Source organism: Streptococcus ictaluri 707-05, from assembly GCF_000188015.2.
In the GTDB taxonomy this organism is placed as follows: Bacteria; Bacillota; Bacilli; order Lactobacillales; family Streptococcaceae; genus Streptococcus; species Streptococcus ictaluri.
Genome location: NZ_AEUX02000005.1, coordinates 291,493 through 315,514 on the forward strand (window position 1 = coordinate 291,493; position 24,022 = coordinate 315,514).

Below are 24,022 nucleotides of genomic sequence, written 5' to 3' on the forward strand. Positions count from 1 at the left end.
CTAGTAGAGGAGGCATCAGTAGTTTGTCAATCAAAAAGTTAGAGAGCAACAATAACCAAGACATTATTGCCGAAGAAGTCAGTCTGTTAAAAGAGATTCTTGAGGACATCACCCGTCAAATGGCTGGTGATCAGGTCTTTGCGACCATTGAAAAGATTATTGATTTATCGGAAAAACAAGACCATGTCTTACTTGAGAAGTTAATTGCCACTATCACCAATGAAGAAATGGTTTTAATCTCAAGGTACTTTACCATTCTTCCCCTCTTAATCAATATTACTGAAGATGTTGATTTGGCTTATGAGATTAACTATCAAAATAATACTAATCGTGATTATTTGGGTAAATTATCCCTGACTATTGATGCAGTTGCTGAAAAAGAAAATGCTGATCATCTCTTAGAACAAGTCAACGTGGTTCCTGTTTTGACAGCGCATCCGACTCAAGTCCAACGCAAAACGGTTTTAGAGCTTACCAATCATATTCATGACTTGCTACGCAAATACCGAGATGTGAAATCTGGCGTTGTCAATCAAGAAAAGTGGTACAAAGAACTTTACCGCTATATTGAAATTATCATGCAGACAGACATTATTCGTGAGAAAAAGCTAAAGGTGAAAAACGAGATCACCAATGTCATGCAATACTATAAAGCCTCTTTGATTCCAGCTATTACCAAGTTAACCAATGAGTACAAAGAACTGGCTAAAGCAAGGGGTCTGATGCTTAACAATCCTAAGCCTATCACCATGGGAATGTGGATTGGTGGTGACCGTGACGGTAATCCTTTTGTAACGGCTGAAACGCTCGAGTTGTCTGCTAAGGTTCAAAGTGAAGTTATTATTAACTTTTACATTGAAAAGCTATCTCTCCTTTATCGAACCTTCTCTTTATCATCTACCCTTACTAATCCTAGTCCAGAGGTAGAGCGCTTAGCTAGTCTATCAAGTGATAAGTCCATTTACCGTGAAAATGAATCTTACCGAAAAGCCTTTCATTATATCCAAAATCGCTTAGTACAGACTTTATTGGATTTAACAGATAGCCCTGAATTATCACAGTTACTTCCAAAAGACTCTCATTTTAAGGCGCACTCCAGGAACCATGCTTCAGTAGTGGCGAAATTTATTCAAAATAAGGCCAAAAAAGCGATTGAGGATATGGAAGACCTACCAATCAAAGCCTATGCAAAAGCAGAAGAGTTTAAAGCAGATCTTAACCTTATTGAAGAGTCATTGCGAACCAGTGGCAATCAAGCTCTTATTGAAGGTGATCTACAAGAAATTCTTCAAGCCATTGATATTTTTGGCTTCTTCCTAGCTAGCATCGACATGAGACAAGATTCCAGTGTTCATGAGGCCTGTGTGGCTGAACTGTTAAAAGGAGCAAATATTGTTGAGGATTACTCCGCTTTATCTGAGGAAGAAAAATGTCAGGTCTTGCTAAAAGAATTAACAGAAGACCCAAGAACACTATCGTCTGCGGCAGTTGCTAAGTCTGACTTATTAGAAAAAGAGCTGGCTATTTATGCTTCAGCCCGCTATTTAAAAGATAAGTTAGGCGAAGAGGTCATCAAGCAGCACATTATTTCTCATACTGAAAGTGTCTCAGATATGTTTGAGTTGGCTTTGATGTTAAAAGAAGTTTGCTTGATTGATAAGGACAAAGCTCGCGTCCAGATTGTTCCCCTCTTTGAAACGATTGAAGATTTAGACAATGCCAAAGCGATTATGTCAGAATTCTTAGATTATGATATTGTTAAATCTTGGGTAGCTAGCAAAGATAACTATCAAGAGATTATGCTTGGTTATTCAGATAGTAATAAAGATGGTGGTTACTTAGCATCAGGCTGGACCCTTTATAAAGCTCAAAATGAATTGACAGAGCTTGGAGATAAAAAAGGCATTAAAATCACTTTCTTCCATGGTCGTGGGGGAACAGTTGGTCGTGGTGGTGGCCCATCTTATGAGGCCATTACCTCTCAACCTTTTGGCTCTATCAAAGATCGTATCCGTTTAACAGAGCAAGGCGAAATCATTGAAAACAAATATGGTAATAAAGACGTTGCTTATTATAATCTGCAGATGCTTATTTCAGCTTCTGTCAATCGTATGGTGACACGTATGCTGACTAATCCCGCTGAAATCGATGGCTTTAGAAGCCTGATGGATGAGATTGTGGAAGATAGTAACGTTATCTATCGTGACTTGGTCTTTAATAATCCCCATTTTTATGATTATTTCTTTGAGGCCAGCCCCATTAAAGAAGTCTCAAGTCTTAACATCGGTTCAAGACCTGCTGCACGAAAAACCATTACTGAAATCAGTGGTTTAAGAGCCATACCGTGGGTATTTTCGTGGTCACAAAATCGGATTATGTTCCCGGGTTGGTACGGTGTAGGTTCAGCCTTTAAACACTTTATCGACAAAGAAGAGGGCAACTTGGCCAAATTACAGCACATGTATAAAACATGGCCATTTTTCCACTCATTATTGTCCAATGTGGATATGGTGCTCTCAAAATCCAATATGAATATTGCCTTCCAATACGCTCAACTAGCTGAGAATCAAGAAGTCAGAGATGTTTTTCACACTATTTTGGATGAGTGGCAACTAACCAAAAATGTGATTCTAGCTATTGAAGAAACAGATCACTTGCTAGAAGAAAACCCATCTTTAAAGCACAGCTTAGACTTCCGCTTGCCATACTTTAATGTTTTGAATTATATTCAGATTGAGTTGATTAAACGTCTTAGACATGATGAGCTAGATGAGGACTACGAAAAATTAATTCATATTACCATCAATGGGATTGCGACAGGACTTCGTAATTCCGGTTAATGCCTAAAGAGGTGAGGACTAGCTATCCTTACCTTTTTACTTTTTAAGATAGGGAAATGAGAGACATGCGCTTTCCCTTTTTTTTGCTTTGGAAAGGTGGTATAATGCTAGATGATTATATCAAGAATATAGGGGAAAAAATGAAAATTGATAAAAGGCATTTGCTCAATTACTCTATTTTAGTGCCTTATCTGATCCTGTCTGTGATAGGATTGATAATGGTTTATTCAACAACAAGTGTTAGCCTGGTTCAGCTACATGCTAATCCCTTTAGATCTGTTATTAGTCAGGGAGTCTTTTGGGTATTAAGTTTAATGGCAATTATGTTTATCTACAAACTAAAATTAAACTTTCTCACCAACACCAAAGTTTTGACGGCAGTTATCTTAAGTGAAATTGTTTTGCTCTTTATTGCTCGTTTTTTTACTAAACCGATAAATGGATCGCATGGTTGGATCTCTATGGGACCAATTACCTTTCAGCCTGCTGAATACCTCAAGTTAATTATTGTTTGGTACTTGGCTCTCACTTTTTCAAAGAGGCAACAAGAGATTGATCGCTATGATTATCAAGCCTTAACTAGACGAAAATGGTGGCCAACCAGTTGGAGCGATTTAAGAGACTGGCGTGTCTATTCCCTCATCATGATTTTTTTGGTAACCATTCAGCCAGACTTGGGCAATGCCTCCATTATTGTCTTAACAGGAATTATTATGTTTTCCATTAGTGGAATTGGTTATCGTTGGTTTTCAGGTATTTTAGTTTTAATCACGAGTTTATCGACTCTTTTTTTTGGAGCTATTGCGGTTATCGGCGTAGAACGGGTGGCCAAGGTACCTGTCTTTGGATATGTGGCTAAGCGTTTTAGTGCATTCTTTAACCCTTTTCATGATTTAGCAGATTCAGGACATCAACTAGCACATTCTTATTACGCTATGAGTAATGGCGGTTGGTTTGGAAAGGGTCTTGGAAATTCGATTGAAAAACGAGGCTACCTTCCAGAAGCTCAAACAGACTTTGTTTTTTCAGTGGTGATTGAAGAATTAGGCTTAATTGGAGCAGGCTTGATCCTAGCCTTAGTCTTCTTTCTCATTTTAAGAATTATGAATGTTGGTATTAAAGCCAAAAATCCATTTAATGCCATGATGGCTTTGGGTGTTGGTGGTATGATGCTCATGCAAGTCTTTGTTAATATTGGTGGTATATCAGGCTTGATTCCTTCAACAGGAGTAACCTTTCCTTTTCTATCTCAAGGAGGAAATAGTCTCTTGATTTTATCTGTTGCGGTGGGATTTGTGCTTAATATTGATGCCCACGAAAAACGAGAAGATATTTATAAAGAAGCTGAATTATCTTACCGCCAAGCTGTCAGAAAAGAAAATAGTAAAGTTGTTAATATCAAACAATTTCAATAATGCTCTAAAAAAATCTCCTTAAAGGAGATTTTTTTGTAACCAAAGTGACTACTCATTCGTTATATTAGTGAAGAAGGGAGGTGATGACAATCAAGCTTGATGACTATGAAAAAGAATTAATCACCTGATTTAACGAAATCCTTGCCTATCTCGTTAAATCAGGTGTGCCCAATGAACAAGCTAAAGATGTGGTTCAAGATGTTTTGATTAGCTTAATGGAAAGTAATCTGGTTTTAGATCTTAGTAAAATACGATCCTGGATGTATCGTGTAGCTACAAGACGATATATTGATTGTTATCGCCGTGACCAACAGTATCAGACCATATTGCAAAGAGACTTTTTTAAAGAGGAGAGGGTAATTGAGTTTGATTATCCAGATTTTGAGCCCTTATATCAGGCTATTCAACTGTTAAAACATAAGGAACGAATGGTCATTGATTTATATTATTTTCAGGAGTTTACTGTCAAGGAAATCAGTACTATTTTGCAATTATCACAGAGCAATATCAAAATTACTTTGATGCGAGGACGACGACATTTGAAACACTTATTAGAGAAAGAAGGTTACCATTATGAAGACTTTATCTGATTTTGAAAGTATAGCAAAACGCAACAAGAAAAAGACATTAATCAAAACTATGCTACTTAGCAGCTTGTTAACCTTGGTTTTATTACCCATTATTTATAGCGGTTTAAATAAACTAACTAGTCGAAATGGTCAAACTATCCAAAATCATTTTGCTCTTGTTTCTGAGATAGCCTATCCTAATATCACTTATAGTAGTTGGGGTTATGATGCAACCTCACAATTTAGTGGCACCTTTGTCTCACATCGTTTTAAAGATATTGATGGTATCTCTGTCCCTTTTGAACCTTATGAGCAAAATTATTCCTTCAGATTAAGGGGATTCCACTTTAATGGCAGCGATTCTTTAATTTCTTCAGATGATAATCGGTCCTTATATACAAGAGGAAGTAGTTACAAAGTTCCCGTTTTTTTTGAATCAAAAAAGAGAGAAAACTTAAAATCTTTAGAAGTCACACAAGATATCCCTCTTATCCGTCAAATGCCAGGGCAAGCAGTAGAAGTAGCCATTACTTTTGATAAAAGTTATACACTCAAAGAAATCTATCAACTAATACCACAAAATTTAAAATTAAATTGGATTTGGAGTGGTGTCAAAGTGTCTGGATTAGATACAATTTATGGATTTACCCCATACTTTGATAAGGGGCTAAGCTATTCAGAACAAAAAAGGATGGAAAAAGAAATTGAGAAAGCTTATGACAAAGATAAAAATGCGGATGTTACTTCAATTTATCAGAAATATGAGTCAAACAGTAAGCTAAAACCCCAAGAAAGCTTAGAAAATACTTACACTATTTTTCAGGGGCACCTTAAAGAATTCTTAGCTAACAAACAAGGTTTTGCAACAATGACTGATGAGGATGGAGTAGAATATTCAACAGAAGATTTGCTAAAAGAATTCTTGGAAAAAAATAAGAATCCCAAAATAGCTAAATTTAAAGGTGTTATCTTAACAGGTCGAGCTGAAAACTTTGCACAACTAGAGAATGCTAAGTGGATTTACGCTTCAAATATCGGCCAATCCGTCATGATTCAACCCTACCACTCTTTAGAAAAATAAAGAAATGACAAAAAGCATAAAATACTTGCATTTTCCTTATAATTTGCTACAATAGTAGGGTAAAGTTAGACTGTATTGCCTACCGTCTATCTATAAAATATATTTTATTGGAGGCTTTTCCCAAAATGGCAAAAGAAAAATACGATCGTAGTAAACCCCACGTTAACATTGGTACAATCGGACACGTTGACCATGGTAAAACTACTTTAACAGCTGCAATCACAACTGTTCTTGCACGTCGTCTACCAAGCTCAGTCAACCAACCAAAAGACTACGCTTCTATCGATGCTGCTCCAGAAGAACGCGAACGCGGAATCACAATCAACACTGCACACGTTGAGTACGAAACTGCAACTCGTCACTATGCGCACATCGACGCGCCAGGACACGCGGACTACGTTAAAAACATGATCACTGGTGCCGCTCAAATGGACGGAGCTATCCTTGTAGTTGCTTCAACAGACGGACCAATGCCACAAACTCGTGAGCACATCCTTCTTTCACGTCAGGTTGGTGTTAAACACCTTATTGTCTTCATGAACAAAGTTGACCTTGTTGACGATGAAGAATTGCTTGAATTGGTTGAAATGGAAATCCGTGACCTTCTTTCAGAATACGATTTCCCAGGTGATGACCTTCCAGTTATCCAAGGTTCAGCTCTTAAAGCTCTTGAAGGTGACTCTAAATTTGAAGATATCATCATGGAATTGATGGACACTGTTGATTCATACATTCCAGAACCAGAACGTGATACAGACAAACCATTGCTTCTTCCAGTCGAGGACGTATTCTCAATCACTGGTCGTGGTACTGTTGCTTCAGGACGTATCGACCGTGGTACTGTTCGTGTCAACGACGAAATCGAAATCGTTGGTATCAAAGAAGAAACTAAAAAAGCAGTTGTTACTGGTGTTGAAATGTTCCGTAAACAACTTGATGAAGGTCTTGCAGGAGACAACGTAGGTATCCTTCTTCGTGGTGTTCAACGTGACGAAATCGAACGTGGTCAAGTTATTGCTAAACCAGGTTCAATCAACCCACACACTAAATTCAAAGGTGAAGTTTACATCCTTTCTAAAGATGAAGGTGGACGTCACACTCCATTCTTCAACAACTACCGTCCACAATTCTACTTCCGTACAACTGACGTAACAGGTTCAATCGAACTTCCAGCAGGTACAGAAATGGTTATGCCTGGTGATAACGTGACAATCAACGTTGAGTTGATCCACCCAATCGCCGTAGAACAAGGTACTACATTCTCTATCCGTGAGGGTGGACGTACTGTTGGTTCAGGTATCGTTTCAGAAATCGAAGCTTAATTTTAATTAAGTTCCCAGAATAGCAATTTAAGTCAGACAACTTAAGTTTGAAGAGGCCCCCAATATGGGGGCTTTTTGCTATCTCAAAAAAGACAAAATGCTGATAAAGAAGGCTGAAAGTCTTTCAGAAAAAGAATTTCTCTTTGTGAAAATATTCCTAAAATATAAGCAATTCCTTTTAATCATTGGTCATTTGTGCTAAAATAGTATCTGTAAATAAAAAAAGAAGAGGTATGTGAAATGTCACGTAAACCAATTATTGCCGGTAACTGGAAAATGAACAAAAACCCTCAAGAAGCAAAAGCTTTTGTTGAGGCTGTGGTAAACAATTTACCTTCAAATGATCTTGTAGACGTTGCAGTTGCAGCGCCAGCGGTTGATTTGGTAACGACAATTAAAGCTGCTAAAGGATCTGTTCTTAAAGTTGCTGCTCAAAACTGTTACTTTGAAAATTCAGGTGCTTATACAGGCGAAACTTCTCCAAAAGTACTTGCTGAAATGGGAACAGACTACGTTGTCATTGGACACTCAGAACGTCGTGACTATTTCCATGAAAGCGATCAAGACATCAATAAGAAAGCAAAAGCTATTTTTGACAATGGTTTAACACCAATCGTTTGTTGTGGTGAATCACTTGAAACTTATGAAGCTGGTAAGGCTGTTGAATTTGTAGGTGCACAAGTCTCAGCTGCTTTAGAAGGTCTTTCAGCAGAACAAGTGGCTTCATTGGTATTAGCTTACGAACCAATCTGGGCTATTGGTACTGGTAAATCAGCTACTCAAGAAGATGCTCAAAAGATGTGTAAAGCTGTACGTGACGTTGTTGCTGCTGACTTTGGTCAAGAAGTAGCAGATAAAGTTCGTGTACAATACGGTGGTTCTGTAAAACCTGAAAATGTTAAGGAATATATGGCTTGTCCAGATGTTGATGGTGCACTTGTAGGTGGTGCATCACTTGAAGCTGAAAGCTTCTTAGCATTACTTGATTTTGTGAAATAAGATAGTTTATAATACAGGAAGAGAAATTTATTTCTCTTCCTGTATTATCTATTTTAAGACAAAAGTAATCTATAAATTGAGGAGTATCATGTCACTCAGAGAAATTAATAAAGAAAATTATGTAAAGGCATTGCAAGACTTTAATAGTGTTCCTTTCATGCAAATGACAGAAATGCTAGAGTTTTTGGAACGTAGAGGTTACAAGATAAGCTATTTAGCCTACATGATTGATGATAAAGTAGAAGTTCTTTCTAGTTTATTAGTAATTAAACAATTTAGTGGATATAAAGCAGAAATAAACATGGGACCTCTATATAATGACGAGAAGTATCTATTACCCTTTTTTTCTGAGTTGAAAACCTATTTAAACAAACACCATTACCTTGAATTTGTTTTAAAGCCAAATCGTATACACAGTTTGTATGATGCTAAAGGAAATTTGCTAGGACAAGAAGATAATAGTTTTATTGATCAACTCTTGTCATTAGGTTTTAAATTTGACGGTTTAGTAACGGATTATATAGATGGTGAACCATTTTGGCATTATATAAAAGATTTAAGTGGTTACGATGATAAAACGATTTTAAGTTCTTTTAACAGCAATAGTAAAAGAAATATCAAAAAAGCCAAAGAGTATGGCATTCTTATCCGAAATGTCTTTGAAAAAGAAGATATTGAAGTATTCAAAACTATTATTGAAGAAACGGGAAGTAGACAAGGCTTTACTGATAAAGATTTGGACTATTATATTACCTTAAAAGAGACGCTAGGCGAGAAGGCTGAGTTACTTTTAGCGGAGTTAAACGTGGCAGATGCTATCGAAAATATCGTATCAAAGATTACAAAAATTGAGTCCAAAAAAGAGATAAATCAAAACCAATTAGAAAAATTGTATGCCGATAAGAAAGAGCTAGAAAAATACCTTGCTTGTGGCAAGGAGATTTTGCAAATTGCAAGTGTCTTACTCATTTATTCTCCAACTGAAGTAACTTATTTATTTGGCGGTTCAAGAAGTGAGTATCAAAAATATTCTGCTCAATTTTTAATCCAATATGAAGCTATGTGTCGAACCATGGAAGCTGGCATAAATCGTTATAATTTCTTAGGGATTAGCGGTAAATTTGATGGTAGTGATGGTGTCTTAAGATTTAAGCAAAACTTTAATGGTTACATTGAAAGGCATTATGGCGCCTTTAGATATTATCCTAACCCAACTAAGATTCAACTTATAAAAACTCTAAAAGCCATAAAAAACAACATTTTTCCTAAATAAGATAAGCTATTTTTCTAAAAAGATCATGTGATTAGGTCAGGCTGATATTTTTGAATACTGAGCTGAGTCAATTTTTTAAGCTGTAGCAACTTATTTTTTGAAGTTTTCTTTATTATGCAGTCTTTTGCATTTCATAATAAATCAGAGTGTTGTACTTGGTTATTATAAGTTTTTCAACCAAATAATAGCAATGAAAAGAGATAATAGTATCACCACTCAGCACCTCAAAAAAGAGAGGATCCATTGGATTCTCTCTTTAGATTATCTAATAACTACTTCTAAACGCATAGTGACAAATAGCCAAAAAGTAGCCAAAAAGCAACTAGGTAATCAGTCGTTGGTAGCCCTTTGTTATTTTTTTATATGAGAAAAGAAGTATTAATGGAAGAGTTTAGCAATTAGTGATAAATCCTTTGTAAAACTGCCAATGTATTGGACAAGCTCTCCGCCAAACTGCTTTTTATATTTGTAATTACCAGTACCACTAGAGGCACTTTCAGTCTCAATGGTACCACCAAAATTAAAATATTTGATATTTTGTGAGATGGCATATTTTAATATCTCATCATTTATTAGTGTAGCACCACCAAAATTCATATATTCTTCAATGTTTCCGCCCACATAACTTGTTATTTCATCACCGTATGCGACAAATAAATAGGATGATAGCGGTAATTGATCCGTTTTAATGTCAAATGCTTCAAATTTTTCTTTACGCAAGATAAAGCTATCCATCTGACTCGTTAAGTCCTTGATTTTGCCTTTACTTCTTTTTGTTTGAGGTTTGGCCTTTAAGTCATCAATTTTTTGAGAATATTGATTGATATGTTCATCTAAATAGTTGATGTAGGTCTTGCAATCGAGGTAGGCGTACATAAATAGGGCATCATTGTTAAAAGAAGAATAGATTTTTTGGAAAAAGTCTAAATCTTGAACAAAAAAATGTTTTCGCTTACTGGTGCTATATAAGATATCATAGAAGTCATTCAATTCATTTAGTTGTAATCTTCTTACCTTGACCCCCATAGATTTAAATTTACTGATATCTCTTTGAACATTTTTGGAATAGGAATCAAATAACTCTTTCTGGTCGTTAATTTCTGACAAATCTTTTATAAAAGCTTGATTGATGCCATTTAGCATGTTATCGCTATCAAACTCATGGTCATAGCCTAGTTGACCGAATTCTTTTATGAGTTGTTCAGTTTTATCATTTGTTTGAACATAAGGGTGAATCAGTAGTGAGAGAGCTTTGTTTTTTTTGACATGCTTTTCAAGTTGTTGAATCATTGTCTTTAACTCAACGGGATTAGAATAATCTAAGACCGGACCTTGTGTAATAATGGCATCAGTAAAAAACTTTTTTCTTTTTCGATAGTTGACAACTGCAAAACCAATCACCTTATTGTTTTCACTGAAAATCAATCTCTCCGTTTTAAAAAAGTTGCCTCTTTTTTCTTGAACTTCTGATATTTGAGATGATTGTAAAAAATTTGCATTTGAAAGTTGAAGTTGTATTGTTTTAAATTCAGTTAGTGAAGCAGTTTTAATATCCATTTTTTTACCCTCCTAGGATCTTTTTTATTGGGTAAATTTAATGTTTACTCCGTATTGCTTTGCGTAGTTTATAGGCCAACATGGCTGGTTTATGTAGGGGACTCACTGGAATATTGAATTCGCCAGCAAACTCTTCGATAGTAGGATTCAATCGTGATTTGAACTGATAAAGTCCGCCATCTAAATGATTTTCAATACCACCAAGGTTATGGTTTTGACAGCCACGGTTAAAGGCTTCTTGAGCAGTATGGTACCAGGTGAAAAGAGCAGCTTGATATTGGCGATAGGTATCATCCATACCAGCATATAAGTTTTCAGAGGTATTTCCAAATTGAAGGGTTAAGGTGGCTGCTAGTGGCACTAGCTTTTTTCCTTTTGTCATTTCTTCTTGCAAGAAATGGATTTCTTTTTGAAGACGCTCAATGGTTTTTTGATTTTCGCTGACCTTGCTTGGCTTACTTTTTTCGGTAAATTGTTGTTGAAGCTCAAGTGCTTTTTCTAATTGATTACGGACAGTCTTTTCTTGTTCTTCAAGATTCAGTCTAGCCATAGTGATGAAAGATTGATCTTGGTAAGTGTCTAACAATTTGCGATAGTAATCAATCCCACGAAGAATAATCCCTTTTCGGTTTTCTGTTTTTTTCATCAGTTGGGCAAATTCTTCGAGCAATTCGGTTTGGCCAAAGCTTATTTCGACACCTTTATTAGTGGCTGTTCTTATGGATTGCTTGGCTTTTTTACTTAATTGGTCAAGACTAAAATCACAGGCAAAAATGTTGGCTTGAAATCTTGGTTGAATGGTTTCTTCCAAATGCTGTGTTCTACCAGACCAGTCAAGGCCAAGGGATTTCAAAAAAGCAATTGTTGAAAGGGTTTGGCCATTTTCGTCACTATCTTGATCGATATGAGCAGATTTGATCAATAGTGAAGGATCAAGCTTGATAGATAGCGCTTTTTTAGTTTTTCCAAAAGCTTTTAGACTACTTATGACAAAACGCAGTAAATCAAAGTCACTGTAATCTAAAATAGGACCACGTGGCACATAAATCATGCTGAAACCTAAAGGCAATGGTCTGATAAGACAAGCTGCTGTGGCGACAAGACTACCATCACGATAAAAGCCAAGCAATTCGTGTTTCCAATTATCTTTTACCTTGGCCCATTGAGAGCTTTGTAAGAGAGTTGCTAAGGGGTGGGAGAGAACAAATTGATCGTGTTCTTCTTCTGAAATTCCAATTTTATATGTGTACATTAGTCTAATACCCATTCATTAATGGCGTGGGCGACACCACTGTCATTATTTGATTTTGTAATATATTTGGCAATTTTTTTCAATTCTGGGACACCATTTGCCATAACAACAGGATTTGCTACCACTTCTAGCATAGTACGGTCATTCTCAGCATCCCCGATAGCCATGGTTTGTGACATATCTAGCCCTAATTTTTCTGCTAAGTGAATAATAGCGCCACCTTTGCTGACAGTTTTAGGCATCAGCTCAAGATAAAAAGGTGTTGATTTAACAATATTATAGTTATCAAAAAAGCTTTGAGGAATGTTTGCAATAGCTTGGTCAAGAATTTCTGGTTCGTCAATCATCATGATTTTAATGATTTCTTTATCAGACATTTCTTCAGGCGTTCGGTAGTGAATTGGCATATTAACCAATGTTGCTTCATGTACAGTGTATTTGCCGATATCTCTGTTGGCTGTAAAAATGCCTTCTTTAGTGATGGCATGCATGTGAACACCTAGTTTTCGGCTTAAAAATTCAATCTCTAAGTAATCATGGTAAGTTAAAAGTTCTTTGATAATCTCTTGACCATTTGCCGCACTTTGGACCAATCCTCCGTTAAAGGTGATCACGTAGTCGTCTTCATCAGTTAAGTGTAAGTCTTGAAGTAGGCTAGTGACACCAGCAATAGGTCTACCAGTAGCAATTACGATATGGATACCTTGAGATTTGGCTTTTTGCACTGCCTGAAAGACTTCAGGGGTAATTTGACGATCATCAGTAAGTAATGTGCCGTCGATGTCGACGGCAACAAGTTTGATAGACATGACATTTTCCTTCTTTCTCTTACGGTAATTCTAAAAAATCTCTATCTTATATCTTACTAAAAATAGCCCTTTTTGTCATGAAAAGGAACGTATAGAGAGCTATCTCTAAAGAGTAAGCGTTTTAAGAAGTGTTTTTAAATGTATTTTGACTGTTATAATGACAAAAGGACCTTTTTAGTTTGGTCCTTTTGAGGAAATATGAAAATGCTCATTTGAGATTGAATTGATAAAAGCTTCTTTATTGGGGGTGAAGAGGTCATCCAAAAGCAGCATTTCTTTAGGAAAATAAAAGCGACGATCTCCATAGCTAGTCCCTGTTAGCGCTTGAACAATGGGTGAGAGCTGAGAGAGCTCTGCTCGGCTACCATCTTTTTGAATCATTTCAATTTGAGTTCTTGGATTTTCCAACTCTGGTCGGTAAATATCATAGGGTAAATCAAAGTTAACATGGATCCCTGTGTAATAATCAGGATCAAAGCTAACGGATTCGACTAACTGGCGTAGATGGTCTAAATCCTTTTGAGATTCTTGATCAAAGGTGACAGATTTTAATATTTTACGATTGATAAATCGACTGGCTAAATCAGCCAAGATAGCATCTTGGCTAGTCATCCAATTTTGAAAATAGGTGTTTAGAACACCATCATCTAAACTAAGGTAATCTTTGAGCTGGTAATTCTCTTCAAAAAAAGGAATGAGACCAGGGGAACTCTTGTGGAAAAAATCAGCTTGTTTAGTATAAAGTTTTTTGGCACGCTTTAATAAATTTTGCAAAATCAATTCAACAGCACGACTAGCTGGATGGAAATAGACTTGCATATACATTTGAAAACGACTGACAATGTAGTCTTCCACAGCATGCATGCCACTTTGTTCAAAAACAATGCCATTTTCGACAGGACGAATCACTCGCAAAATGCGCATCAAATCAAATTGACCGTAATTAGCTGCTGAGAAGTATGAATCTCTTAGCAAATAGTCCATACGATCACAATCAATCTGACTAGAAATCAGCTGCACTACTTGTTTATTAGGGTAAGTATGATTGATGACACTCGCAACCTTATCTGGAAAATCAGGAGCATGTCGTACTAAAATAGCATTGATTTCAGTTTCTGGGTTAGTGATGATGTCTTGCGTAAAGGCTTCGTGATCGGTATGAAATAAGGTCTCAAAAGTATGAGAGTAGGCACCATGACCGATGTCATGTAAGAGTGCAGCAGTCATGGTTAAGAGACTGTCATCTGAGTTCCAAGTTTCAGGGTATTTTTCGTTGAAAATATCTGTTACTCGTCTTGCAATTTCATAGACACCAAGGCAATGTGAAAAGCGGCTATGTTCTGCGCCGTGGAAGGTAAAGGCAGTCGTAGGTACTTGTTTGATGCGACGAAGTCGTTGGAATTCTTTAGTATTAATTAAATCATAAATCAGTTGGTGAGACACATGGATATAGCCATGGACAGGGTCTCGAAATACTTTTTCGTTCATACCTTCATTATACGATATTAAAATTTATATACAAGCATATACTCATAAAACGTTGGTATTACAGTATTTTAGGTCTTTTTGTTTTGACCTAAAAATCAAAAAAATCATAAAAAGTAATTTTTTGTCGGGGAATATATCGGGGAATTTTATTTGATACTGTCCATAAAAGTTGCTGTGACATTTTCCCCGACCTCGTCTTTGATGTGAGTATATTTACTGGTCATGTAATTAGTTGAGTGTCCTAAAGCAGCCGCCATGTGCTCAATTGGAATACCAGCTATCTGTCCTTGCGTAGCAAAGAAATGCCTCATCATGTGTGGTGTGAAATGGACTTTGCATTTTTTATTAATTTTTTGGAAGAGATAGTAGATATAGTGGTGTCTAATCGGCTTCCCGACAAAAGGCATGTGTACTTTTTTGTCGTCTCCTAAAAAAAGAAAATCTGTTTTGTTTAAAATACGATTGTGGCGCAAGGCTATTTTGATAGAGGTATCAATTGCTTTTTTTAGTAGTTGCGATGTTTCTGCATCTAAGTACACATATCGCTCTGAAGATGCTGTCTTTAGAGCACCACCGTTTTGTCTAGTTCTTGTCCTTGATTCGTCTATCTTTACGACTGCACAATCTTTATCATTAAAAGTTATATTCCCTAGTTTTATGCCAGCTACCTCGCTTCTACGCAATCCAAGATATGTTATCCTAACCATCGCATAGTCGTAGTTATCAAGCGTTTGTCTGGCAACTTTATCCCAAATCTTAAACTCTTGCATAGATCTACGCTTATTTATAGGTTTTATCTTGCTTGTACCAATATCAATAAATTCAATAATATTATCGTCTAGCATTTTATTTTTGACAGCATGATTTAACATGATACTAAAAACATCATGTATATGCTTAACTGTGCTTCTGGAATTGGTATTAAGTAGATTGTTAATGTAGTTTTCGTATTCTATGCGATTGACAGCGTTCATTTTTTTGCTACCAAACTTCGGGCCAATGTGATTTTTAAAGATATTAGCGCGCTCAACGTAAGTGTCGGGAGACCACGCTCCCGCCTTTAATCTGTTATCTACATACATACCCCAATATTGGTCAACTGTCAAATTCTTATTGTAGGAAAATTCATCAGCTTCAATCATTCTTTCGATCTCAGCGAGTACAGACCTTGCTTCTTGTAAGTTTTTTAAATTACTCTTGGATATTTCTTTTTTCTTTCCTTCTAGATAGTAACCTCTTCGGACATAGTAACGTTTACCTTTTTTTGTCTCATAGGTATAAATATTTGGGTATTTTGTTTTGTTGTATTTCATTCTTAAATCCTTTCGTTTTTTGACTTCTGGACGAGGTCGTTTGAAAGGATATTGGCATCACCTCCTTTATATGTTATAATTTAGAATATAAGAAAATGAGCTATTTAAAGCTTACTTCTTATTGATTGCATATTGCCTCACGCTCTCCTCGCTAAAATTGAGCGTGGGGCTTTTTTTATTGACTTTTTGAGGAACAAGGTTTACAATTAAGTTAACGGAAGGACAGCGGTCTAGGCACGATTAGCTTGGGTGGTAAGCGTGAAATGGCTTATCAACTTGCAGTTGAAATTACTGCTACCCTGTCCGTTTTTTATTTCCACTTTTCACATACTTGATAACTATAACCGACATACTTGTTATTGCTATCTCTTGGAAACTTAGAGAGAAGCAGTCGCGAGTATGTTTTTTGTTTCTTCTCAACTCCTCTCCAAAGAGCCCCTGCGACCGCATCCGCAATCTGAACGCCTATTGTAAATTCTGAATCAACGAACACGATAAACGTAAGGTATGTCTTTGACATCGGCTTTCATCAAATAATCATTTATGGATTCGTGCAAATTCAAGCGGTAATCTAAAATAGCTTGAACAGGTACTTTTGAAAAGGTATGTTTTAGGTTAATCTTTTCGACTTTCCCAGTCTCGAAATAATCTTTCGAATAAACAAGGTGTATTCTGTTAATTTCCGAGATTAAGCGTTCAACTTTTTCTAGCATATTAAGTCTCCTCTATAACTCCCAACAGTTTCGCTAATCATCCTAAAGTCGGACTGATTAAATTTGGATGTAGACTTTTTATTTATCAACAGTAAGCATGCTATCTTCGCTTTCTGTAACATAAGTTTTATTAGTCTTATCTTTTATTACTAATAAAGGTTTTTTTAGTTCTTTATTTGTTGTTGTGTATGTCTCATGAACGGTGTCTCTAAGCTTTTGGATTTGTTCAGCTAATTGCATCAAAGCCTCTTCGGAAGCGCCTGAAAAATCATTGCTTGTTGTAACTATTAGATTTTTGCCTTTAGCATCTATAACTGATGTCACCCCGACATCTTTAGGATGGTTTAACCACTTTTGTACCGTTTGGGCAAACTCTATCAATACAGGATAATCTTTATCTTTTTTGGGCGAAGCGTTGTCTTTTTTAGTTTTGACTATTGAAGGTTTTACTTCTTTAGGCTTCTGGGTATCTATGTTGTTTTTAGCGCATGAAGCCAAAAATAATGTTGCTAATAAAATAATTCCTGATTTAAGTGTTCTTTTCATGTTAATCCTCTCTATAAATATCCACAACTTCTCCGATAGTTCTGATATTATCATCTTCAGACAAGTATATTTCTTCGTAGTTGTTGTTCAAGCTTTGAAGATACCAAGCGCCATCATAGTCACGCTTGAGTTTTTTTACAAAGTTTTTTCCGTTAATTTGAAAAATACCAATATCGTTAATATCGACCTGTGAAGTGATATTAATAAACAAAAGGTCGTTGTCTTGAATAAGTGGTTCCATTGAATCGCCAGCTACTTTTGCAATAGTATCATACTCATCGGGGACATCATCAGCACGCAGTTTAACTTCCATATGTAGGTTGTCTTCTTGAAAAGTACCATTACCTGCCGCAACAAGACCCTCGACATAATCATTGATATAATCTTCTGTCTCCTCAAGCTTTTTATCGAACATAGAAACAACTTTATTTTGTTCTTCTAATTGTTCGTTAGCGAAGCTGAGGACTTTTTCTTGTCTAGGTTGTTCTAGTTGTTTCGAAGTTGCTACGATTCCTTGCAACGTTTGATTTTGTACAGGTGTCGGAGTATCGCTCCATCCCATAAAATATGCGGGGTTTGTATTAAGTATTTTTGAAATTTTTTCTAAAACCTCTGTTGGTACTTTTAAAATTTCTCCCTTTTCATACCTATAGATGGTGGTTTTGGAGACCCCGAGTTTTTTAGCTAGTTCTTCAACGCTAACGTTTACTTCTAGCCTGCGCTGTTTCAACTTAGCTCCTATGTCCATAATCAGCTCCTTATCATCTTTATGTTTATAGTATATTACAAACTTTGCAAAATTGCAACAAAAAATGTTGCAAAAACGATAAAAAGATGTTGACTTTTGAAACTCTAGGAGATATAATGTGATTACAAAGTTGCAAAGACGCAACTAGAAAGGAGAGGTTTTATGGTTAATATCCAAAAATTAAAAGGCGCAATTGTTGAAAAAGGGACTACTCAACAAGCCGTTGCAGATAGTATCGGGATTGATAGAAGCACATTCTACCGTAAGATGAAGAGCGGTGGAGCTTTTACGTTAGATGAAGCAGGAAATATTGCACGAGCTATCTCGCTTACAAAAGAAGAAGCAATAGAAATTTTTTTAGCAACGTAGTTGCGTAAATGCAACTACGTTGCTAACGGCGATTTAGAAAGGGTTTTACCATGCCAAAACAAAAATACGGACGTCCATCAACGGGACAAAAAGGAAATAACCGCCCTACCGTGGTTATCAGTCGAGAGAACTATGACGAGGTTGATAGCTTGTCACTTGGTACAGGAATGAGCCGCAGTGCCATTGTTAATTATTTCATCAGTGAGGGCTTGAAAAAAGCACGTATTGAAGAAGTTATCATCAAAACTAAGCGCCTTGTTCTTGAGGACTAGAAAGGAGAAAAGAAAAAATGCTACTAACAGCAGCACTTATCTTAATTTTATTAACGAATATCGCTATCTTAACTATTATTGTCAAAATGGGGAAAGAATAACTGATATTTTCGGAATTTATGAATACGCTTATCAGTTGTGATTTTGATTTTAACTGGCTTTTCATCTAAATAGTAAGAGAAATTTTCTCGACTAGATGGATATACTTCAGTATCTGACTTAAATGGCGATGACTCCCATTGGTAATCTAATGGCATATAATAATTCGGCATTGATAATCCATAATAATCATCAGCTTCATTCTGCATGTCAGCTTCGTATTTTTGAAAGGGATTGAAGCCATTATCGCTTATTAGTTTTCCATCTTTGTTGTAAAGTTCAATTTTTTTAATAATGACTGAAACATTCGATAAGTTACTGATACTAAAATCATACATCCAATCGTAACCTTTATCTACTCTTGAAATATAACAATCAGATAATTTTATCTTAACCATGTTGTAGTAGATAGAGTGAACAAGAGCGATCACAGCAATAATTAGCGCAATGACGCCGATAATTGCATTAAATAATTCCATTTTTATTTTTCCAATCGTTTTTATTTTAATTATACCAAAGAAAGGAGTTTTATGAACGAACTAATCAACATTACAGTAAACGACAATCACGAGCCAGTTGTCAGTGGTCGTGATTTGCACAAAGTGCTTGAAATTAAAACACAATATACAAAATGGCTTGAGCGAATGAGCGAATATGGTTTCGTTGAAAACGAAGACTTCATGGCTATTAGTCAAAAAAGACTAACAGCTCAGGGCAATCAAACTGAATATACAGACCACATTCTAAAACTAGATATGGCTAAAGAAATTGCGATGCTTCAACGGAATGAAAAATCTAAGCAAGTCCGCAAATACTTTATTCAAGTTGAGAAAGACTTTAACAGCCCAGAGAAAATTATGGCACGGGCATTGCTGATGGCTGATAAGAAAGTGCATAAGCTAGAGGCTCAGATTGAGGCTGACCGTCCAAAGGTACTATTTGCTGATGCTGTAAGTGCTAGCCATACCTCTATCTTAGTCGGAGAACTTGCAAAGTTACTCAAGCAGAATGGGGTAAATATTGGAGCAACTCGTCTCTTTACTTGGCTTCGTAAACACGGCTATCTTATCAAGCGCAATGGTCGTGATTGGAACATGCCTACTCAGAAAAGCGTAGAGCTTGGACTTATCAGGGTCAAGGAAACTAGTATCACCCATTCTGATGGCCATATTACAGTAAGCAAGACACCTCTGGTAACCGGAAAAGGTCAGCAATATTTCATCAACAAATTTCTTAATCAAGAATATCTACCAGTTTAGAAACGGAACAAAACTAACGAAGGGAGAAAAATATGCCAGAAGATTTAATCAAACAACTAGAAGTTGGATCGGAATTTCTAGCAAAGACGTGTTTACATAGCAAGATTATTATCACAGTGGATGGTATTCAGCTGGTGGAAACAAAAGAGTTCCACCCTGTGAGCGGAACTCTGCTAGATTAGGCAATACGTGTATAAGTGTGTATTTTAGCTAATCTATGAATATTTGAACCAACAGACCCAACTAGAACGGAACGGTATTCCGTTTGGTTTACATTGTGATAATGGTAAATAGAACCATTATTAAACTCAGCTTCCAAAGTGTTGTTTTCCCAACCGACACTTCGGACGTTACTAGATGAAACGTATTGACGTTGCATAACCTATCCTCCTTCCTAATAGGATAACTAAATTATACAACAGAAAGGAGACACATGAGACCAAAGCGATATCCGTATCAAAAAAATAAATTAATTATCCATTCTAAAAACGCAAAGACAAAAATTGAGCTAGATAGCAGAAAAATAACTATCAATGTTGAAGAAATCGATATTGAGAATTTAGCAAACGAAATTTCAAAAGTGCAACTAGCCAAAGAAAAAGGAGTCTATTGATTGAACAATAGACTCAAAGATAATTAACAAATCTAATCATTATTTTTAGAGAGAGTTCCCATTGAGACGCCTAGAATTTGATCGATAAATAAGCAGACGAAAGGTAAATTAGAAGTTACATTTCCTGAAGAAATATGCGTGACATCAACAAGCCAAATCGCTTTGGGATTACTTTCATCTTTGATAGATTTACGATTTTCTTCGAAACCATCGAAGAAAGCGTCTAAAAACATACCTGTATCACTGTCTTCCTCTGTAAACATTCTACCACAGTAGCGCCCCCAAGAAGTTTCGATAATTAGTTCATTGTTAGTTTTTGTTGCCGCAAAATCTAAAAGATTGATTATTTCATATTTGAACAAGCTATCAGACATTAGTCCTCCTCCTTTCCATAATTTTTGAATACAACATTGAGAGGTCATATTCAAATAAATTATATCAAAATAGAAAGGAAAGCACAACTTATAGTTGTGGATAACTTATTAACAACTATATATTGTGTTTTGGTGAGTGAATAATGTGGGGTAAATTATCAAAAATCTTATCAGAAAGAGGTATGACTATGTATCAACTAGCGAAACTTTCTGGAGTTAACAAAAGTCATTTTAGTGACTTAAAAAGCGGAAAAATAAAAAATTTATCATGGCCCAACATGGTCAAAATTTCTGATGCTTTAGGTGTCAGCCTAGACGAATTTAAATAACAAAAAAAGTCCGACGGGAATCGGACTCAAATCAAAAATCATTTATTTAATTATAACATAAGGAGATAACTATGGACAATATCTTATTGAGTTTGTCCGACTGGATAAAAGAAATTATCGAAAAAACAGTTGATAGGTTAGTCCAAATGAAATTAGACGAACTCAACGCTGAATTATGGACTAGAGAAAAAGTAGCAGATAGGCTTAACATGAGCCCCGGTACTTTTGACAAATACTACAGATACGACAAAAATTTTCCAAAGGAATTGCCAGCTGTCCGTTGGAAAAAAGCTGAAATCATAGCTTGGCTAAATAACAAATATTAAGACTTTTGGACGAGGTCGAGGAGAAACAACGTGAACAAATTAGAACTGTTTTTATTAACAACAACCGTCATCTTAGCGGTCATTGCTAGGGTGCAACACAAAGTCATCAAAAAACACAATTCGTCAGAGAATAAACGCAGAATTTTTAGGGAAGTAGCTATGGAAAACAGTAAAAGGTGGAACGAGAAGCGCTCTAGAGGAGAGGTAGAGAAATGCCTTTTGTAAAACGGTTTACTAAAAAAGAACTTGACAGAGGAAAGGTGGTCAGCTGATGCAGTACATTTTTCAAGACATTAACAGGTAGTTACACAGCTGTTAGCAATGAGTTTATTGATGATAAAGAACTATCTTATAAATCCGTTGGATTGCTATTGACCATCCTAAGAAATAAAGATGAGTGGCGAGTATACCCAGAAGAGCTTGCTAGAAGACATTCTGATGGTTTAGCTTCTGTAAGAGCAGGCCTTAGAGAGCTTGAGAAGGCAGGATATGTTAGAACTTACAAAAAGATAACTAGGCGTTCTGAGGGACTGCAACATTACCGTTTCTGTTCGGATTGTAAGATTAGTGATGAAGTTTTTCAGCAATTAGTTGAGCAATTAGAAAATGAACTCTCCGACTAAAATGCGATTTTCTAAAGTTAGAAAATCTAAAGTTAGAAAATCTAAAGTTAGAAAATCGCACACTAATAAGTACTAACACTAAATAAATACTAAATAATAATAAATACTAACAGACAATAAGATGATGAAGAAGAAAGGAGAAGCATTGGACAAAAAAGAACTGTTTGATAATTTCCAAAATAATTGGATGCGTCTCTTATCCCCGTTTGAGATTGAAGACATTAACAAGTGGATTGACGAAGAGAAGATGCCTGTTGAAGTTGTTAACGAGGCACTAAAATCGACAATTCTATATAACGCACCTAACCTCAGATATCTAAACAGAGTGCTAAATAACTGGAAACGACAAGGGATTGATACAGTCGAGAAAGTAGAATTTGCTAGATTGCAATTTGAGAATAAAAAGCTAAGTCAAGGTAAAGGTCAACTTTCCAACGTCCCAAGCTGGTCGAATCCAGACTACAAAGAACCAGATTTAAAAGAATTTGCTCTAGGAAGCATAGACGGTATAGAAGATGGATCAGGAGATTTTTAATTTTTTTAACAAACAAATCAAAAAAGATTTTGGTAAAACGGCAAGTAAAGAGACTTTTACTAAGTTTGCTAGTTACTGCGCCGAAGGAATCGAAAAAAATGGAGTTAAGCCAATTTTTAATTGGATAAACCTATACGCTTTTGGAACCGGTATGACAACGGCAGAAGCAGACCGGTTGAGAATAGAGCGATATAAACAGGAGAATGCGTTATGACAAAACAACATAGAGAAACGCTTATCTGGTACCGAGCAAGTCACAAAGAGCGTGAGAAGTTGCTTGATTTCGGGCTAGTTGATAAAACACAGTACGTGACACTATTGCGGCAATTGCGCAAGAAATATGCGATTTAGGGGGAAAGAGTATGAATGAAGAAATAAAAGGTGTAGGCATTCCATGTGGGTATAACCCAGTGATTTTGGGAAGTGTAGTAGATGGAGATAAGAAGTTACTCGTAGATGTTGCTAATTTAATGTATGGGGATATTATGATGGGTAATCTCGTTCAACTGGAAACATTCCATAATTGCGAAACACCAGCATTTTCAGATATGTATGATAGATACAAGGAGAAAATAGATTGGGCGAATCACATGTATCTTGTCGAGACCGATGCGCTATCAGGCACCATCTATGCTTGCGGACATAGTAAGCGTGGGGAGTGGACTGTTTTTGCAAAGACAGCAGGCTATGCGTAGGAGGGAGTATGGGGTTACTAAATAATCTAACAGACTTAGAAAAGCGAGTGTTTTGCTTTATCCCCATGGGAGCAGAGCGAAAAGTGTCTAATCAAGACATTCAGACAGCTTTTGGGTTAACTGATAGAGAGGTTAGACAAATTGTTTATGACTTAATCCAAAAAGGTGTACCTGTTGTCGCTAGCAAGCAAAAAGATGGCGGCTATTATCTGCCTACTACAAAAATTGAGCGTCAAGAAGGCCTTAGAGCTAATAAAAGTCAGGTTAGATCAGAGATTAAGCGAATAAAAGCTGTTGAATCTATCGATTTAAACGAGTTTGCTAAAACTGCTAGAGAGGTGCGAAATGGTCGAAATTAGAATAAACGGTGAATTAGTCACCTTTGACAGCAATTTTAGAGATGCGCTTATCTTTACGATTGATGGTCTAAAAGGCAGCGAAGAGCCAACACTAAAGCGGACATACCAAGAATTTAAAGACTATACGGATGAGGACTTGATGGACTATATCGAAACAGAATTTGATGTACGTCCAGAACTAATCGTTAATCGCAGGATTGACAGCAAGTGGTACACTAAGCAGCACATTTTGGATGATTAAAAC

33 protein-coding genes and 1 pseudogene are annotated in these 24,022 nt (G+C 36.2%); 22 read left to right on the top strand and 12 right to left on the bottom strand.

Annotated elements, in window-relative coordinates; all coding sequences use genetic code 11:
- The first annotated feature begins 23 nt into the window (after positions 1–23).
- The 7 genes from ppc to STRIC_RS04765 all read left to right on the top strand — a co-directional run bounded on the left by ppc (position 24) and on the right by STRIC_RS04765 (position 9,499).
- Positions 24–2,840, top strand: coding sequence for a phosphoenolpyruvate carboxylase (ppc, locus tag STRIC_RS04735; protein ID WP_008088132.1), 2,817 nt, complete (start codon positions 24–26; stop codon positions 2,838–2,840).
- A gap of 140 nt (positions 2,841–2,980) precedes the next feature.
- Positions 2,981–4,255, top strand: coding sequence for a cell division peptidoglycan polymerase FtsW (gene ftsW / locus STRIC_RS04740; RefSeq protein ID WP_040832037.1), 1,275 nt, complete (start codon positions 2,981–2,983; stop codon positions 4,253–4,255).
- 137 nt (positions 4,256–4,392) lie between these two features.
- Positions 4,393–4,845, top strand: coding sequence for an RNA polymerase sigma factor (locus STRIC_RS04745; protein WP_040831970.1), 453 nt, complete (start codon positions 4,393–4,395; stop codon positions 4,843–4,845).
- Entirely contained in the window at positions 4,829–5,905 is a 1,077-nt protein-coding gene (locus STRIC_RS04750) for an anti sigma factor C-terminal domain-containing protein (RefSeq protein ID WP_008088648.1), read from the top strand. The genes STRIC_RS04745 and STRIC_RS04750 overlap by 17 nt, the downstream gene beginning before the upstream one ends.
- 125 nt (positions 5,906–6,030) lie before the next feature.
- Positions 6,031–7,227, top strand: coding sequence for an elongation factor Tu (tuf, locus tag STRIC_RS04755; RefSeq protein WP_008088239.1), 1,197 nt, complete (start codon positions 6,031–6,033; stop codon positions 7,225–7,227).
- 240 nt (positions 7,228–7,467) lie between these two features.
- Entirely contained in the window at positions 7,468–8,226 is a 759-nt protein-coding gene (gene tpiA / locus STRIC_RS04760) for a triose-phosphate isomerase (protein ID WP_008088253.1), read from the top strand.
- A gap of 88 nt (positions 8,227–8,314) precedes the next feature.
- Positions 8,315–9,499 (top strand): peptidoglycan bridge formation glycyltransferase FemA/FemB family protein, encoded by a 1,185-nt coding sequence (locus tag STRIC_RS04765; RefSeq protein WP_008088602.1) that lies wholly within the window; start codon positions 8,315–8,317, stop codon positions 9,497–9,499.
- 378 nt (positions 9,500–9,877) lie between these two features.
- Here the strand turns inward: STRIC_RS04765 and STRIC_RS04770 are convergent, their stop codons facing one another.
- The 9 genes and pseudogenes from STRIC_RS04770 to STRIC_RS04810 all read right to left on the bottom strand — a co-directional run bounded on the left by STRIC_RS04770 (position 9,878) and on the right by STRIC_RS04810 (position 17,925).
- Complete coding sequence (locus STRIC_RS04770) at positions 9,878–11,056, bottom strand: peptidoglycan bridge formation glycyltransferase FemA/FemB family protein (protein ID WP_008088523.1); 1,179 nt, start codon at positions 11,054–11,056, stop codon at positions 9,878–9,880.
- Between the two features lie 37 nt (positions 11,057–11,093).
- Positions 11,094–12,308 carry an aminoacyltransferase gene (locus tag STRIC_RS04775; RefSeq protein WP_008088368.1) on the bottom strand — a complete coding sequence of 405 codons (1,215 nt, stop codon included), beginning with the start codon at positions 12,306–12,308 and terminating at the stop codon, positions 11,094–11,096.
- The gene (gene yidA / locus STRIC_RS04780; protein WP_008088188.1) at positions 12,308–13,117 is read right to left on the bottom strand and encodes a sugar-phosphatase; all 810 of its coding nucleotides are present in this window, start codon (positions 13,115–13,117) and stop codon (positions 12,308–12,310) included. The genes STRIC_RS04775 and yidA overlap by 1 nt, the downstream gene beginning before the upstream one ends.
- Before the next feature lie 174 nt (positions 13,118–13,291).
- Positions 13,292–14,605 carry an HD domain-containing protein gene (locus tag STRIC_RS04785; protein ID WP_008088097.1) on the bottom strand — a complete coding sequence of 438 codons (1,314 nt, stop codon included), beginning with the start codon at positions 14,603–14,605 and terminating at the stop codon, positions 13,292–13,294.
- 146 nt (positions 14,606–14,751) lie between these two features.
- Positions 14,752–15,918, bottom strand: coding sequence for a tyrosine-type recombinase/integrase (locus STRIC_RS04790; protein ID WP_008088507.1), 1,167 nt, complete (start codon positions 15,916–15,918; stop codon positions 14,752–14,754).
- Positions 15,919–16,228: 310 nt separating this feature from the next.
- A complete protein-coding gene (locus STRIC_RS04795) occupies positions 16,229–16,438 on the bottom strand; it encodes a DUF3800 domain-containing protein (protein WP_156033584.1) in 210 nt (69 codons plus the stop codon).
- Positions 16,404–16,631, bottom strand: a pseudogene (locus STRIC_RS04800) (GTP pyrophosphokinase); the annotation flags it as partial. The pseudogene STRIC_RS04800 and the gene STRIC_RS04795, both read right to left, overlap by 35 nt.
- Before the next feature lie 78 nt (positions 16,632–16,709).
- On the bottom strand, positions 16,710–17,177 hold the full coding sequence (locus STRIC_RS04805) for a hypothetical protein (RefSeq protein ID WP_008088383.1): 468 nt from the start codon (positions 17,175–17,177) through the stop codon (positions 16,710–16,712).
- Position 17,178: 1 nt separating this feature from the next.
- The gene (locus STRIC_RS04810) at positions 17,179–17,925 is read right to left on the bottom strand and encodes a helix-turn-helix domain-containing protein (protein ID WP_008088260.1); all 747 of its coding nucleotides are present in this window, start codon (positions 17,923–17,925) and stop codon (positions 17,179–17,181) included.
- 162 nt (positions 17,926–18,087) lie between these two features.
- Here STRIC_RS04810 and STRIC_RS04815 point away from each other — a divergent pair, with 162 nt between their 5' ends.
- The gene (locus STRIC_RS04815; protein ID WP_008088634.1) at positions 18,088–18,294 is read left to right on the top strand and encodes a hypothetical protein; all 207 of its coding nucleotides are present in this window, start codon (positions 18,088–18,090) and stop codon (positions 18,292–18,294) included.
- Positions 18,295–18,344: 50 nt separating this feature from the next.
- Positions 18,345–18,566, top strand: coding sequence for a hypothetical protein (locus STRIC_RS04820; protein WP_008088556.1), 222 nt, complete (start codon positions 18,345–18,347; stop codon positions 18,564–18,566).
- Positions 18,567–18,634: 68 nt separating this feature from the next.
- On the opposite strand, the gene STRIC_RS04825 is transcribed toward STRIC_RS04820, so the two are convergent.
- Complete coding sequence (locus tag STRIC_RS04825) at positions 18,635–19,063, bottom strand: hypothetical protein (RefSeq protein ID WP_234944195.1); 429 nt, start codon at positions 19,061–19,063, stop codon at positions 18,635–18,637.
- Positions 19,064–19,195: 132 nt separating this feature from the next.
- Between STRIC_RS04825 and STRIC_RS04830 the strand changes: the two genes are divergently transcribed.
- Positions 19,196–19,924: a phage antirepressor KilAC domain-containing protein gene (locus tag STRIC_RS04830; protein WP_008088347.1), complete on the top strand. Its 729-nt coding sequence runs from the start codon at positions 19,196–19,198 to the stop codon at positions 19,922–19,924.
- Between the two features lie 32 nt (positions 19,925–19,956).
- Positions 19,957–20,106, top strand: a complete 150-nt coding sequence (locus tag STRIC_RS12410) for a hypothetical protein (RefSeq protein WP_008088554.1) — start codon at positions 19,957–19,959, stop codon at positions 20,104–20,106.
- On the opposite strand, the gene STRIC_RS04835 is transcribed toward STRIC_RS12410, so the two are convergent.
- The gene (locus STRIC_RS04835) at positions 20,103–20,303 is read right to left on the bottom strand and encodes a KTSC domain-containing protein (RefSeq protein WP_040831975.1); all 201 of its coding nucleotides are present in this window, start codon (positions 20,301–20,303) and stop codon (positions 20,103–20,105) included. The two genes, STRIC_RS12410 and STRIC_RS04835, sit on opposite strands and share 4 nt — an antisense overlap.
- Positions 20,304–20,357: 54 nt before the next feature.
- On the opposite strand from STRIC_RS04835, the gene STRIC_RS04840 reads away from it, so the two are divergent.
- Positions 20,358–20,537, top strand: coding sequence for a hypothetical protein (locus STRIC_RS04840; RefSeq protein WP_008087473.1), 180 nt, complete (start codon positions 20,358–20,360; stop codon positions 20,535–20,537).
- Positions 20,538–20,569: 32 nt separating this feature from the next.
- Here STRIC_RS04840 and STRIC_RS04845 read toward each other — a convergent pair whose 3' ends face one another.
- The gene (locus STRIC_RS04845; protein ID WP_008088270.1) at positions 20,570–20,911 is read right to left on the bottom strand and encodes a hypothetical protein; all 342 of its coding nucleotides are present in this window, start codon (positions 20,909–20,911) and stop codon (positions 20,570–20,572) included.
- A 143-nt stretch (positions 20,912–21,054) separates the two neighbouring features.
- Between STRIC_RS04845 and STRIC_RS04850 the strand changes: the two genes are divergently transcribed.
- The 10 genes from STRIC_RS04850 (at position 21,055) to STRIC_RS04885 (ending at position 24,019) form a co-directional block, all read left to right on the top strand.
- Positions 21,055–21,240 carry a helix-turn-helix domain-containing protein gene (locus STRIC_RS04850; protein WP_008087494.1) on the top strand — a complete coding sequence of 62 codons (186 nt, stop codon included), beginning with the start codon at positions 21,055–21,057 and terminating at the stop codon, positions 21,238–21,240.
- 71 nt (positions 21,241–21,311) lie between these two features.
- Positions 21,312–21,566 (top strand): helix-turn-helix transcriptional regulator, encoded by a 255-nt coding sequence (locus STRIC_RS04855; RefSeq protein ID WP_008088601.1) that lies wholly within the window; start codon positions 21,312–21,314, stop codon positions 21,564–21,566.
- Positions 21,567–21,596: 30 nt separating this feature from the next.
- Entirely contained in the window at positions 21,597–21,791 is a 195-nt protein-coding gene (locus STRIC_RS04860) for a hypothetical protein (RefSeq protein WP_040831977.1), read from the top strand.
- Positions 21,792–21,931: 140 nt separating this feature from the next.
- Complete coding sequence (locus tag STRIC_RS11780; protein WP_083835419.1) at positions 21,932–22,189, top strand: transcriptional regulator; 258 nt, start codon at positions 21,932–21,934, stop codon at positions 22,187–22,189.
- Between the two features lie 121 nt (positions 22,190–22,310).
- A complete protein-coding gene (locus tag STRIC_RS04865) occupies positions 22,311–22,724 on the top strand; it encodes a DnaD domain-containing protein (RefSeq protein WP_200857373.1) in 414 nt (137 codons plus the stop codon).
- Complete coding sequence (locus tag STRIC_RS04870; RefSeq protein WP_008088543.1) at positions 22,705–22,938, top strand: hypothetical protein; 234 nt, start codon at positions 22,705–22,707, stop codon at positions 22,936–22,938. The genes STRIC_RS04865 and STRIC_RS04870 overlap by 20 nt, the downstream gene beginning before the upstream one ends.
- Positions 22,935–23,075: a hypothetical protein gene (locus tag STRIC_RS12415; protein WP_156033585.1), complete on the top strand. Its 141-nt coding sequence runs from the start codon at positions 22,935–22,937 to the stop codon at positions 23,073–23,075. The genes STRIC_RS04870 and STRIC_RS12415 overlap by 4 nt, the downstream gene beginning before the upstream one ends.
- An 11-nt stretch (positions 23,076–23,086) precedes the next feature.
- A complete protein-coding gene (locus STRIC_RS04875; RefSeq protein WP_040831979.1) occupies positions 23,087–23,419 on the top strand; it encodes a hypothetical protein in 333 nt (110 codons plus the stop codon).
- Positions 23,420–23,427: 8 nt separating this feature from the next.
- On the top strand, positions 23,428–23,778 hold the full coding sequence (locus STRIC_RS04880) for a hypothetical protein (protein ID WP_008088456.1): 351 nt from the start codon (positions 23,428–23,430) through the stop codon (positions 23,776–23,778).
- Positions 23,765–24,019 carry a hypothetical protein gene (locus STRIC_RS04885; RefSeq protein WP_008088460.1) on the top strand — a complete coding sequence of 85 codons (255 nt, stop codon included), beginning with the start codon at positions 23,765–23,767 and terminating at the stop codon, positions 24,017–24,019. Before STRIC_RS04880 ends, STRIC_RS04885 begins: the two co-directional genes overlap by 14 nt.
- Positions 24,020–24,022: the final 3 nt, after the last annotated feature.